Source organism: Stenotrophomonas sp. GD04054, from assembly GCF_029836955.1.
Classification (GTDB): Bacteria; Pseudomonadota; Gammaproteobacteria; order Xanthomonadales; family Xanthomonadaceae; genus Stenotrophomonas; species Stenotrophomonas maltophilia_A.
Genome location: NZ_JAOECR010000011.1, coordinates 81,970 through 93,850, shown reverse-complemented (window position 1 = coordinate 93,850; position 11,881 = coordinate 81,970). Strand labels below are relative to the sequence as shown.

Below are 11,881 nucleotides of genomic sequence, written 5' to 3'. Positions count from 1 at the left end.
AGCGGCTGGGCAGGGCCCCGGAGGGGGACTTGCAGCGTCCCCTGCATGGCCCACCCGCCCGGCCCCTGACAGTTTCCTGCGCGGCCCGCCACGGAATGGAAGAAGAAGATCAAAGGCAAAAGCGGGTCGCGCGCTGCGCTTGCTCATGCCAAAACAACAGAGGGACGCGGCGAAGCCGCGTCCCTCTTTCAAATTCCGTCCCGACAACCCAAAGCTCTTCGATCCGTCACCGGCAATCTGTCAGAGGTGGGGCGGGATGGGTTCGCGGGGGTATCCGCGCCATGGATGGCGCGGCTAAGCCCCCACGGACGGGTTTACGGCGTCCCCCGCGAATCCAACCCGCCCCGCCAAGCACGGCAAAAACCCAGAGCCGCTCTTGACGTTGCTGTTGCTGTTGCTGTTGCAGTAGAGCCTGCCGCAGGCAGCGCCCGCGGCCGCCGCCGCAAAGGAAACCCCTTAAATCTTCTTTGCCAGCGACTCGGCCAGGCCGGTGTAGCTGCCCGGGGTCATCTCCAGCAGACGCTGCTTCGCATCCGCCGGCAGCTCCAGCCCCTGCACGAACGCGCGCATCGACTCGGCCGTGATGCCCTGGCCGCGGGTCAGCGCCTTCAGCTGCTCGTACGGGTTCGGCAGGCCATGGCGGCGCATCACCGTCTGCACGGCTTCCGCCAGCACTTCCCAGGCCGCGTCCAGATCGGCATCCAGGCGCTGCGGGTTCACTTCCAGCTTGCCCAGGCCCTTGGCCAGCGAATCCAGCGCCACCTGGCTGTGGCCGAACGCGGTGCCCAGCGCACGCAGCACGGTGGAATCGGTCAGGTCACGCTGCCAGCGGCTGATCGGCAGCTTCGCGCTGAAGTGCTCGAACAGCGCATTGGCAATGCCGAAGTTGCCTTCCGCATTCTCGAAGTCGATCGGATTGACCTTGTGCGGCATCGTCGACGAGCCGACTTCGCCTTCCTTCAGGCGCTGCTTGAAGTAGCCCAGCGAAACATAGCCCCAGATGTCACGGGCCAGGTCGATCAGGATGATGTTGGCGCGGCGTGCGGCATCACCGATCTCGGCGATGTTGTCGTGCGGTTCGATCTGCGTGGTGTACGGGTTGAACACCAGGCCCAGGCCGGTCACGAAGCGCTCGGCGAAGGCCGGCCAGTCCACGTCCGGGTAGCTGGCGATGTGGGCGTTGTAGTTGCCCACCGCGCCATTGATCTTGCCGGTCAGTTCGACTGCGGCAATCTGCCTGCGCTGGCGTTCCAGGCGGGCGACCACGTTGGCCAGTTCCTTGCCCAGCGTGGTCGGCGAGGCGGTCTGGCCGTGGGTGCGCGACAGCATCGGCTGGCCGGCCTGGGCGTGGGCAAGGCTGCGCAGGCTGTTGGCGATGCCGTCCAGGGTCGGCAGCAGCACCTCGCGGCGGGCCTGTTCCAGCATCAGGCCGTAGCTGAGGTTGTTGATGTCTTCGCTGGTGCAGGCGAAATGCACGAATTCCAGCGCCGGGGCCAGCTCGGCGTCGTCCTTCAGCTGTTCCTTGATGAAGTACTCCACCGCCTTGACGTCATGGTTGGTGGTGCGTTCGATCTCCTTCACGCGCGCGGCCTGGACCGGGCTGAAGCTGGCGGCCAGGGCGCGCAGGCGGGCGACGGCGGCGTCGGAGAACGGGGCCAGTTCGACGATGCCCGGCTCGGCGGCCAGGGCCAGCAGCCACTCCACTTCGACCGTGATGCGGGCCTTGATCAGGCCGTACTCGGAGAAGATCGGGCGCAGGGCGTCGACCTTGCCGGCATAGCGGCCATCGAGCGGGGACAGGGCGAGCAGGGCGGAATCGGACATGTCGGCAGGGCTGGGGCGAGCGGCGGGGGCCATATTCTACGACGTGCCGGTGAGGTAGTGCCGGCCGCTGGCCGGCAACCACGCCCGGCCCACGATTCCATGGATTGCTGGCCAGCGGCCGGCACTACCCCTTGCGCGTGCAGATCGGCCCTGCGGATGAAACGATCTGGCCCGCCCTCGTCATCCCACGCTGCGGGCAAGGGAGTATCGTTGGCGCTGCCGCCAGCCCGGGAAGCGACACCCTGCCAGCCGCCGCTTCCCTTTCCCCAACTGAAGTAGTGCGGAGTTGATGCAATGAGCAAAGCTGCAAGCAAGGGTTTCAGAATCGAACACGACAGCATGGGCGAGCTGCAGGTGCCTGCGGACGCCCTGTGGGGCGCCCAGACCCAGCGTGCCGTGCAGAACTTCCCGGTGTCGGGCCAGCGCATGCCGCGCGGTTTCATCCGTGCCCTGGGCCTGGTCAAGGGCGCCGCCGCAGGCGTCAACGCAGAACTGGGCCACCTGCCGAAGAACGTGGCCAAGGCCATCCAGACCGCTGCCGCCGAAGTGGCCGCCGGCAACTGGGACGCGCAGTTCCCGATCGATGTCTACCAGACGGGTTCTGGCACGTCGTCGAACATGAATGCCAATGAGGTCATCGCCACCCTGGCCAACCGTGCCGGCAAGGCGGGCAAGACCACTGTGCACCCCAATGACCACGTCAACCAGGGGCAGAGCTCCAACGACGTGATTCCGACCGCGTTGCGGGTGTCGGCGGTGTTGGCGACGCATGAGCAGCTGCTGCCGGCGCTGGTGCACCTGCGCAAGACCCTGGACAAGAAGGGCCGCAGCCTGCGCAAGGTGGTCAAGACCGGCCGCACCCACCTGATGGATGCGATGCCGCTGACCTTCGAGCAGGAATTCGGCGCGTGGTCGGCGCAGCTGGCGTCGGCGCAGGAGCGTATCGAAGACAGCCTCAAGCGCGTGCGCCGGCTGCCGCTGGGTGGCACCGCCATCGGCACCGGCATCAATGCCGATCCGCGCTTCGGTGCACAGGTGGCCAAGGCACTGAAGCAGCAGACCGGTTTCAAGTTCGACAGTGCCGAGAACAAGTTCGAAGGCCTGGCCGCACAGGACGACGCGGTGGAGCTTTCCGGTCAGCTCAATGCGCTGGCGGTGGCGCTGATCAAGATCGCCAACGACCTGCGTTGGATGAACGCCGGTCCGCTGGCCGGGCTGGGCGAGATCGAACTGCCGGCGCTGCAGCCGGGCAGCTCGATCATGCCGGGCAAGGTCAACCCGGTGATTCCGGAAGCGACGGTGATGGCCTGTGCACAGGTGATCGGTCACCACACTGCGATCACCGTGGCCGGGCAGACCGGCAACTTCCAGCTCAACGTCACCCTGCCGCTGATCGCAGTGAACCTGCTCGATGGCATCGGCCTGCTGGCCAACGTGTCCACCCTGCTGGCCGACAGTGCGATTGCCGGGCTGAAGGTGCGCGAGGACCGGGTTGCCGAGGCGCTGGCACGCAACCCGATCCTGGTTACCGCCCTCAACCCGATCATCGGCTACGAGAAGGCTGCGGCGATTGCCAAGCGTGCGTACAAGGAACAGCGCCCGGTGCTGGATGTGGCGCTGGAGGACAGTGGACTGGAGGAGGCCGAGCTGCGTCGCCTGCTGGACCCGACCGCGCTGACCGCCGGTGGCATCCAGGCCGGTGGGGGCGGCGCCGGCGGTTGATCGGCCGGTTGTAGAGTCGAGCCATGCTCGACTGTTGTTTCGGAGTCGAGCATGGCTCGACTCTACAGAAAGCAGAAACGCCGCCCTTTGGGCGGCGTTTTTTTTCAGCGACGGTCGGCGACGATGTTGCCGAAGGTGTCGGTGTAATCCTTGAACTCCGGGATGCGCTGGATCAGGTCCGCCGGAATCACGACCATGCCCTCCGGCGGTTGGATCTTCACCGGCTGCATGTTGGGATCGGCCGGTGCGGCCACCAGGGTGTTCTGGCGCAGCACCTGCAGCTTGCCGAACATGGTCTGCAGCATCTGTTTCTGCCCATCGTCCAGCGGAATCTGGATCTCGTCCATCTTCATCGTGCCGTCGGCGAGGATGATGATGTTCGGCGCGGGCGGGCGACGCACGGTGACCATGCCTTCGCTGACGGAAATCTTGGGCTTGCCACGCTCGGCGCGGTGGTTGCGGTACTCCTGGTCACAGCCGGCCAGGCCGAGGCAGAGTAGGGCGGTCAACAGCAGAAACAGCTTCTTCATGGCAATCGGTTCGGGGGCGTCCGGGGCCGCCATTGTAAGCCGGGCGGCGCACTACGGCCGGCAGCCGGACGCCGCTGCCGGCCGGGTGCGCTGATCTGTCACAGGCCTAGCGCTGGACCACGGTGTCCTTGCCGCAGTCGTCCACGTCGCTCTGGTCCATGGTCGCGTAGGGCTTGAATGCCGGCAGTTCACGTGCGAGCGCCTGCTGGCTGGCCAGCATCGCCGGAAGGCGGTCGCAGATGCGCTTGGCCTGGGCTTCGATCTTCTCGGCTTCGGCATTGATGCGCTTTTCGACACCTTCGCTGTCGCCGCTGAAAATGCCCTTCAGCGCTTCGCCGGCAGCACTGGCACCCAGTTTGGCGCCGGCCAGGCCGACATCCATGCCGTCCATCGCGATGGCGACCACGTGGCCGCGGTAGTCCTGCAGATGACGGCGCTGGATATCGTTGGCGGCGATCTCCTTGCCCGCGATCAGCAGGCGGCCATCCGGCGTGATCTCCGCACGCGGCTGCTTGTCCGCCGAGATCTTGATGTTGCCCTGGGCGATATCCTTGCGGGCATCGTCCATCGCGTTCCTGACGGTCTCGCCGACGCCGCCTGTGGCTTCGGCCACGTTCTTGCCAACGGTCTTGTCGGGTGCTGACGACGTGCCGCCGCAGGCGATCAGCGGCAGGGACAGCAGCAAAGCGGGCAACAGGCGCAACAGGTTCATGGTGTTCCCCTGGTAGTGTCTGGAAGAGGGTTTACTTGCTGCGCGGCAGAGTGACCCGGCCGCTGACGTTGCGATGATCGACGTCACCGCTGCCGCTGTGGTCGACGGTCAGGGTGCCGCGCACGCCGTCGACGTTGATGTCGCCCGAGCCGTGGCTGCGGACATGCACATTGCCACCGATGTCGGCCAGATCGACCCCGCCGGAGCCGACCACGCCCACTTCAACGCTGCCCTGCACGCGCTTGAACTCGATATCACCCGAGCCCACGGTATCCAGCCGCGCGTTGCCACGCACATCGCTGATCTTCAGGTCACCGGAGCCGACGGTACCGGTGCTGGCATCGCCGCTGATGTTGCGTACGGTGACGTCGCCGGAACCCAGCGACAGCAGATTCAGGGAGCTGCCGCCATCGATGTTGAGGTCGCCCGAACCCACTGCAGCGTGGATGCTGCCGCGGGTACCGCGGACCACGGCATCACCGGAACCCACGTCCACGCTCAGCGACTGTGCGTTCTCCACGCTGGCATCGCCCGAGCCGATCTTGAACTGCAGCGGCATGTTGTCCGGCACGCTGCCACGGATATCCAGCCAGGCGTAGCTGTTGCCCAGGCTGATGCCGCTTTGGCGGCCGTCGCGGCGCAGGCTCACCACCAGCTTGTCGCCGACCTTGCGCTGCTCCAGCACCAGCTGGTCCAGCCATTCCTGGCTGGACGCGCAGGCGCGGCCGTCCAGCTGGCCGCCGCCAGCGCTGGCGACCACCTTCAGGTCATGCTGATTGACCTCGAACACCACCGTCCTGGCACCAGCCACGTCCAGCTTCAGTGCGCGGGCGGCAGTGAACTTGCAGTTCGGAGCATCGGCGGCCAGCGCCGACAATGGCAACAGCAACAACGCAGAACAGGCGAGCAAAGAACGCATGGATGGTGCCTCCGGAAGGATGGGATCAGATCTCGCCGGCGCGCTTGCGCAGGCGGATGGCAAGGAAGATGAACACTGCACCGACGACGGCGCCGATCCACAGCTCCGGCATCGCCAGCGACTTCAGCTGCGAGGCGGGGGACATCAGGCTGACGACCGAGTCCAGATCGCGGCGCGATGCTTCGTCGGCGCCGAGGCGATACAGCAGGTCCATGCCGGGCACGCCGCCCAGCAGCAGGCGGCCGACGATGTTCTGCCAGAACCAGCCGGTGGTCAGGCCGAACAGCGGCATCATCTTGGTGGAGCTGACAATGATGCCGGCAAACAGCGGCAACATTACCGCCCACAGGAACGGCTTGCTCCTGGCCCATGCCGAGCACAGCAGCAGCCAGCCGGCGGTGGGCAGGGCCCACAGGGCGTAGACCGGAATCCAGGCCAGGTGTCCAGCGGCCAGGGTCAGCGGGCTGGCCGGGCCCCAGATCAGGGTCATCGGGCTGCCACCGTGCAGCAGCGCGACGGCACTGATGATCAGCATGAAGCCGAACATGGTGAGGATGCCGGCGATGACCGCGATCAATGGTGCCACGATCAGTGCGCTGATCACCTTGGACAGCACGGTCTGCGTGTCCGACAGCGGCAACGACTTCCAGAACAGTATGCTGCGGTCACGGCGATCGTCGTAGAGGGCGCCCAGGCAGTAGAAGAACACGACGAAGGCCAGCACCACGAACGGCCAACTTGAACTGAGTACCAGAGTCAGGTCCAGGCCGTTGCCAAGATCAGCAAGGTCCTTGGCACTGATGTCACGGGTGAGCAGGGCCAGGTTCAGGCCGTTGATGTTCACGTTCTCGCCATCGATGTGCAGGCCGCCGTCGCGTGCTGCACGGTTCAGCGCGAACAGGCCGAAGGCAATGCCGGCGATGCTCATCACCAGTGAGATCAGGCCCGCGATCAACGGGGCATACAGGAAGCCGCCGCGGTTCTCCCAGTACTCGCGCTTGAGCAGCCAGCGCAGGGTGCCGATCGGGCTGACGGGGTGGTTGACGGCATTCATGCGTAGGTCCCCTTCATGATGGCGACGAACAGGTCGGCCAGGCCCGGAATGCGGGTCTCGCCGAGAGAGGAAAGCTGGGTGCGCGGCACGCCATCGAACAGCATCACCGTCTTGCCGAACGCCAGGCTGCGCTCGTCGATCGGCTTCAGGGCGCGCGCGGTGTCCAGCTGGTCGGCATTGACCAGCAGCTCGGTGTAGCGCTGGCCGACGTCGTCCATTTCCGCGTCGAGCACGATGCGGCCATCGCGGATGAACATCACGTCGCTGAGGATGTGCTCGATCTCCTCCACCTGGTGGGTGGTGACGATGATGGTTTTCTGTTCGTCGAAGTAGTCTTCCAGCAGGCGCTGGTAGAACTCCTTGCGGTACAGGATGTCCAGGCCGAGGGTCGGCTCGTCCAGCACCAGGATGCGGGCATCGATGGCCATCACCAGCGCCAGGTGCAGCTGCACGATCATGCCCTTGGACAGCTCGCGCACGCGCTGCTTCGGCTGCAGCTTGGTGCTGGCCAGGAAGCGCTCGCAGCGGGCGCGGTCGAAGCGCGGGTGGACGCCGGCCACGAAATCGATCGCCTCGCGCACCTTCAGCCAGCGCGGCAGCACGGCGACGTCGGCGATGAAGCAGATGTCGTTCATCAGTTCGTCGCGGTGCAGTCGCGGGTCGCGGCCGAGCACGCTCAGTTCACCCTCCACCGAGGTCAGCCCAAGAATGGCCTTCAGCGCGGTGGTCTTGCCGGCGCCATTGGGCCCGATCAGGCCGACGATGCGTCCGCTTGGAATGCTGAAACTGGCGTTGTCGAGGGCGACCGTGGTCTTGTAGGCCTTGCGCAGGCCTCGGGCGGTGATGACCGACTCACTTGCAGTGCTATTCATCAGACTTTCCCCTGGGGCAGCAATTCGTCGAGGCTCAGGCCCAGGCGCTGGATGCGCTCCAGAACCGCCGGCCATTCTTCGTTGAGGAAACGGTCGCGCTCGCTGCTGCGCAGCTGCGTGGCCGCCTGCTCGGTCATGAACATGCCCAGGCCGCGGCGCTTCTCGACCAGGCCTTCGTCGGCCAGCTCCTGGTAAGCGCGCGAAACGGTGATGGGGTTGAGTTGATAGTCGGCGGCCACCTGGCGCACTGAAGGCAGGGCATCGCCCGGCTTGAGGATTCCGTCGAGCATCATGGCGATCACGCGCTCCTTCAACTGACGGTAGATGGGAGCGCCGTCGCTCCACTGGATGTCGCTCATATTCAGCTCCGTGGGGTCAGCGGCTGGGCGAACGAGAAATACGGCATGGACAGCGCGCTGTGCAGCCGACGCGGGGGAGGGGGGGAGGAGGAGGGGGCGTTCCCTGTGGGGGAGAGAGTCGCGTCCTGCGCACTTTCAGCAGCGGCGGAAACAGGGGCGGTGGGCGTGGCCCACCAGGCCAGCACGAGCAGGGTCGAAACAGCGACGGCCGCGGGTGCGGTGAGGTTGCGACGGATCCGGACGTTCATGGCTTCCCCCTGTCTCAGGTGACTGGTGTTGTATGCAACTATAACACCGGCACGCCTACGTGCAACCCCTTGCCGTCCCCAACTGATGGCAGGGGTGGTCAGATTGCTGAAACATCCCTTTAGTCGATTGATTTAAAAGGGAAATGAATCTTCTGCAGGGGGCTTTTTGGGCCGGCCTTCCATTCAGTGATGTCCATGCTATGTCATCACTGCGCCTTCGATGGCGCCCGGGCAGCACATTCGCCACGCCGCGCAAAGCCCGGGGTGGACCTGTGCCATCAGGGGCTGCAGAGCCCGGTGCTATAGTTCGGCCGATTCCCGGCCAGCACTGGCCGGGCCTTGTGAATGGCTACCGCGGACCGCCTCTGATGCCCCTGCCGACCGTTTCCCCGTGCCGCCTGCGCGGCCTGTCCCTGCTGGCCCTGATGGTGGCCGGCGCCGCCGGTTCCGCCAGTGCGCTGGCGGCCGACCTGCTCGATCTGGAATACCGGCCGTTGGCCAGCAAGCAGCAGGTGAATCTGCAGCAGCGCTATCACGGGCAAGTGCTGCTGGTGGTCAACACCGCCAGCAAGTGTGGCTACACGCCGCAGTACGAAGGGCTGGAGGCGCTGCAGAAGCGCTATGCAGGCCGCGGTTTTGCGGTGCTGGGCTTTCCTTCCAATGACTTCAAGGGCCAGGAACCGGGTGACGAGAAGCAGATCCAGGACTTCTGCACCCTGACCTACGGCGTCAAGTTCCCGATGTTCGAGAAGGTGCATGTGGTCGGCACGCAGGCCACGCCGCTGTACCAGCGGTTGACCGCAGCGACCGGCGTTGCGCCGGCCTGGAACTTCCACAAGTACCTCGTGGGCCGCGATGGCAAGGTCATTGCCCAGTTCGCCAGCAAGGTGACGCCGGACGATCCGCAGCTGACCGCGGCCATCGACAAGGCGCTGGCGGCAGCTGCCACGCATTGATATCCAGCACGCATGCCTCGACATCGACGGCATGCGTGCGACAATGTTTCTTTTCGCGCCGACGTCGGCGCCCAGACACTTCCAGGAATGCAGCGAATGAAGATGGGAATGCGCGGCGCCGCGGCGTCGGTTCTGATTCTGGCGATGGGCACTTCGGGTGTCGCTCTGTCGCAACAACCGGCTGCCCCCGCAGCCGCCAAGGAGACCGCAACCTTGAATTCCCCCAAGCAGAAGCTCGGCTACGCCATCGGCCTTGATGTCGCCAAGTCGTTCACCCCGATCGCCGATGAGATCGATGTGGCCGCCCTGCGCACCGCCGTTGAGCGTTCGTTCGAGGGCCTGCAGCCGCAGATCACCCAGGAACAGGCCAAGGCCACCGATGCCGCCCTGCGCCAGGTCGTGATGGCCCGCAGCGGCCAGCAGGTGCCGGGCGTGGCACCGGGCTCGCAGCCGCCGAAGGTCGACCGCGTCAAGGTGTCGCAGATGATCGGCTCCTACTCGGTGGGTCCGTCGCTGGCGCAGCTGAAGGACGATATCGATGTCGCCTCGTTGTTTGACGCAATCAGCGCCGGCCTGACCAAGGGCCAGCCGAAGATGACGGAAGCTGACGCGACCGCCACCATCCAGGCCTTCATGGGTGCCAAGCAGGCTGAAATGCAGGCCAAGGCCGCCCAGGCTGCGCAGACCAACCGCACGGAAGGCAACGCATTCCTCGCCAAGAACAAGACCCAGCCGGGCGTGGTGACCACCTCGTCGGGCCTGCAGTACCAGGTGATCCGCCCGGGTAGCGGCGAGCGCCCGCTGCCGAGCAGCAAGGTGCGCGTGAACTACGAAGGCAAGCTGCTCAACGGCACCGTGTTCGACAGTTCCTACGGCCGCCAGCCGGCCGAGTTCGGTCTGGACCAGGTGATCAAGGGCTGGACCGAAGGCGTCGCGCTGATGCCGGTCGGTTCGAAGTACCGCTTCTGGATCCCGGGCGAACTCGCCTACGGTGAGAACGGCACCCCGGGCGGCCCGATCGGCCCGAACGCGACTCTGACGTTCGACGTCGAGCTGCTGGGCGTTCTGCCGTAAGTCATTCAGGAGCGAATACGGATATGCGCGTTGCGATTTTTGGTACCGGCTACGTTGGACTGGTGACCGGTACCTGCCTGGCCGATGTTGGTCATCAGGTGGTCTGTGTCGATATCGACCAGGCCAAGGTGGATGGCCTCAACCAGGGCATCATCCCGATCTATGAACCCGGCCTGGAGCCGATGGTGAAGGCCAACCATGCCGCAGCGCGGCTGGCGTTCACCACGGATGCCGCGGCCGCCATCGATCACGGCCAGGTGGTGTTCATCGCCGTTGGTACGCCACCGGACGAGGATGGCAGTGCCGATCTTCAATACGTGCTTGCCGTAGCCCGGACCATTGGTCGGCACATGAGTGTGCCGACCGTGGTGGTGAACAAGTCGACGGTGCCGGTCGGCACCGCCGACAAGGTGCGTGCCGCCATTGCCGAAGAGCTGGCCGCGCGTGGCGCGGACATCGCCTTCGACGTGGTGTCCAACCCGGAATTCCTGAAGGAAGGCGATGCGGTTGCGGACTGCATGCGCCCGGACCGCATCATCATCGGTGCGGCGAACGAAGAGTCGGTGGCGGTGATGCGTCGCCTGTACGCGCCGTTCAACCGCAACCACGACCGCGTGGTGGAAATGGACGTGCGTTCGGCCGAACTGACCAAGTACGCCGCCAATGCGATGCTGGCGACCAAGATTTCGTTCATGAATGAAATCGCCAACATCGCTGAACGCGTCGGTGCCGATGTCGAGCAGGTCCGCCAGGGCATTGGTTCGGATCCACGCATCGGCTGGCACTTCATCTATCCGGGTGCCGGTTACGGCGGCTCGTGCTTCCCCAAGGACGTGCAGGCATTGGCCCGTACCGCCCAGCAGTATGGCCTTGAGCCGAAGCTGCTCAATGCGGTTGAAGCGGTCAACGATGCGCAGAAGGGTCATCTGTTTGCCCTCATCCAGCGTCATTACGACAAGGGCGAGGACGAGGGCGTGCGTGGAAAGACCTTCGCCGTATGGGGTCTGGCCTTCAAGCCGAACACCGACGATATGCGTGAGGCCTCCAGCCGTCGACTGCTGGCGCAGCTGTGGGAAGGCGGTGCGACGGTGCGTGCCTACGATCCGGAGGCGATGCACGAGTCGCAGCGCATCTTCGGCGAACGCGATGACCTGGTGTTCTGCAACAGTGCCGATGAAGCGCTGCAGGGTGCCGACGCGCTGGTGGTGGTGACCGAGTGGAAGCAGTTCCGCAGCCCCGACTTCCAGAAGCTGCGCGAGCAGCTGAAGGATGCGGCGGTGTTCGACGGCCGCAACCTGTATGAGCCGGGCGAAGTGGAAGCCGCAGGTCTTGCGTACTACGGCATTGGCCGGGGGCGCTCGTTGCATGTCTGATCTGCCCACTGAACGCGAGCAGGCGCTGGAAGCGCGCCTGGTCGAGCTGGAAATGCGCGTGTCCTTCCAGGAACAGGCGCTGGCCGAGCTGAGCGACGCGCTGGCTGATGCCCGCATGCAGGGCATGCGCAACGCCGATGTGCTGCGCGTGCTGCTGGAAGACCTGGGCAAGGTCCGCAACGCACTGAATTCTTCCGATCCGGCGAGCGAACCGCCGCCGCCGCACTACTGATCCGAA

Annotated in this window: 12 protein-coding genes; 5 read left to right on the top strand and 7 right to left on the bottom strand. The window is 65.4% G+C overall.

Annotated features, from left to right (window positions below; all coding sequences use genetic code 11):
- Window positions 1–456 precede the first annotated feature (456 nt).
- Window positions 457–1,824 (bottom strand): adenylosuccinate lyase, encoded by a 1,368-nt coding sequence (gene purB, locus N7573_RS07920; RefSeq protein ID WP_049462123.1) that lies wholly within the window; start codon window positions 1,822–1,824, stop codon window positions 457–459.
- Window positions 1,825–2,118: 294 nt separating this feature from the next.
- Here purB and N7573_RS07915 point away from each other — a divergent pair, with 294 nt between their 5' ends.
- Window positions 2,119–3,546 (top strand): class II fumarate hydratase, encoded by a 1,428-nt coding sequence (locus tag N7573_RS07915; RefSeq protein ID WP_049400231.1) that lies wholly within the window; start codon window positions 2,119–2,121, stop codon window positions 3,544–3,546.
- A gap of 104 nt (window positions 3,547–3,650) precedes the next feature.
- On the opposite strand, the gene N7573_RS07910 is transcribed toward N7573_RS07915, so the two are convergent.
- The 6 genes from N7573_RS07910 to N7573_RS07885 form a co-directional block, all read right to left on the bottom strand.
- Window positions 3,651–4,076 carry a hypothetical protein gene (locus tag N7573_RS07910; RefSeq protein ID WP_032130459.1) on the bottom strand — a complete coding sequence of 142 codons (426 nt, stop codon included), beginning with the start codon at window positions 4,074–4,076 and terminating at the stop codon, window positions 3,651–3,653.
- A 106-nt stretch (window positions 4,077–4,182) separates the two neighbouring features.
- The gene (locus tag N7573_RS07905) at window positions 4,183–4,788 is read right to left on the bottom strand and encodes a hypothetical protein (RefSeq protein ID WP_279913823.1); all 606 of its coding nucleotides are present in this window, start codon (window positions 4,786–4,788) and stop codon (window positions 4,183–4,185) included.
- A gap of 31 nt (window positions 4,789–4,819) precedes the next feature.
- On the bottom strand, window positions 4,820–5,707 hold the full coding sequence (locus tag N7573_RS07900) for a DUF4097 family beta strand repeat-containing protein (RefSeq protein WP_032130457.1): 888 nt from the start codon (window positions 5,705–5,707) through the stop codon (window positions 4,820–4,822).
- 25 nt (window positions 5,708–5,732) lie between these two features.
- Window positions 5,733–6,761 carry an ABC-2 transporter permease gene (locus N7573_RS07895; protein ID WP_049400228.1) on the bottom strand — a complete coding sequence of 343 codons (1,029 nt, stop codon included), beginning with the start codon at window positions 6,759–6,761 and terminating at the stop codon, window positions 5,733–5,735.
- Entirely contained in the window at window positions 6,758–7,633 is an 876-nt protein-coding gene (locus N7573_RS07890; protein WP_279913822.1) for an ABC transporter ATP-binding protein, read from the bottom strand. Before N7573_RS07890 ends, N7573_RS07895 begins: the two co-directional genes overlap by 4 nt.
- Window positions 7,633–7,992 (bottom strand): GntR family transcriptional regulator, encoded by a 360-nt coding sequence (locus N7573_RS07885; RefSeq protein ID WP_006453095.1) that lies wholly within the window; start codon window positions 7,990–7,992, stop codon window positions 7,633–7,635. The genes N7573_RS07890 and N7573_RS07885 overlap by 1 nt, the downstream gene beginning before the upstream one ends.
- Window positions 7,993–8,608: 616 nt before the next feature.
- Between N7573_RS07885 and N7573_RS07880 the strand changes: the two genes are divergently transcribed.
- From N7573_RS07880 to N7573_RS07865, 4 genes are all read left to right on the top strand, one after another.
- A complete protein-coding gene (locus tag N7573_RS07880; protein WP_019337359.1) occupies window positions 8,609–9,196 on the top strand; it encodes a glutathione peroxidase in 588 nt (195 codons plus the stop codon).
- Window positions 9,197–9,292: 96 nt separating this feature from the next.
- Window positions 9,293–10,270 carry an FKBP-type peptidyl-prolyl cis-trans isomerase gene (locus N7573_RS07875; protein WP_279913412.1) on the top strand — a complete coding sequence of 326 codons (978 nt, stop codon included), beginning with the start codon at window positions 9,293–9,295 and terminating at the stop codon, window positions 10,268–10,270.
- 23 nt (window positions 10,271–10,293) lie between these two features.
- Window positions 10,294–11,643 (top strand): UDP-glucose/GDP-mannose dehydrogenase family protein, encoded by a 1,350-nt coding sequence (locus N7573_RS07870; RefSeq protein WP_032127659.1) that lies wholly within the window; start codon window positions 10,294–10,296, stop codon window positions 11,641–11,643.
- A complete protein-coding gene (locus N7573_RS07865) occupies window positions 11,636–11,875 on the top strand; it encodes a SlyX family protein (protein ID WP_019660397.1) in 240 nt (79 codons plus the stop codon). The genes N7573_RS07870 and N7573_RS07865 overlap by 8 nt, the downstream gene beginning before the upstream one ends.
- The last annotated feature ends 6 nt before the right edge of the window (window positions 11,876–11,881 follow it).

Bases quoted from the DNA above. Each gene is read 5' to 3' on its own strand.
- N7573_RS07915 (WP_049400231.1), top strand. From the start codon at position 2,119: ATGAGCAAAGCTGCAAGCAAGGGTTTCAGAATCGAACACGACAGCATG.
- N7573_RS07875 (WP_279913412.1), top strand. From the start codon at position 9,293: ATGAAGATGGGAATGCGCGGCGCCGCGGCGTCGGTTCTGATTCTGGCG.
- N7573_RS07890 (WP_279913822.1), bottom strand. From the start codon at position 7,633: ATGAATAGCACTGCAAGTGAGTCGGTCATCACCGCCCGAGGCCTGCGC.
- N7573_RS07865 (WP_019660397.1), top strand. From the start codon at position 11,636: ATGTCTGATCTGCCCACTGAACGCGAGCAGGCGCTGGAAGCGCGCCTG.
- N7573_RS07885 (WP_006453095.1), bottom strand. From the start codon at position 7,992: ATGAGCGACATCCAGTGGAGCGACGGCGCTCCCATCTACCGTCAGTTG.
- N7573_RS07895 (WP_049400228.1), bottom strand. From the start codon at position 6,761: ATGAATGCCGTCAACCACCCCGTCAGCCCGATCGGCACCCTGCGCTGG.
- N7573_RS07870 (WP_032127659.1), top strand. From the start codon at position 10,294: ATGCGCGTTGCGATTTTTGGTACCGGCTACGTTGGACTGGTGACCGGT.
- N7573_RS07900 (WP_032130457.1), bottom strand. From the start codon at position 5,707: ATGCGTTCTTTGCTCGCCTGTTCTGCGTTGTTGCTGTTGCCATTGTCG.
- purB (WP_049462123.1), bottom strand. From the start codon at position 1,824: ATGTCCGATTCCGCCCTGCTCGCCCTGTCCCCGCTCGATGGCCGCTAT.
- N7573_RS07905 (WP_279913823.1), bottom strand. From the start codon at position 4,788: ATGAACCTGTTGCGCCTGTTGCCCGCTTTGCTGCTGTCCCTGCCGCTG.
- N7573_RS07910 (WP_032130459.1), bottom strand. From the start codon at position 4,076: ATGAAGAAGCTGTTTCTGCTGTTGACCGCCCTACTCTGCCTCGGCCTG.
- N7573_RS07880 (WP_019337359.1), top strand. From the start codon at position 8,609: ATGCCCCTGCCGACCGTTTCCCCGTGCCGCCTGCGCGGCCTGTCCCTG.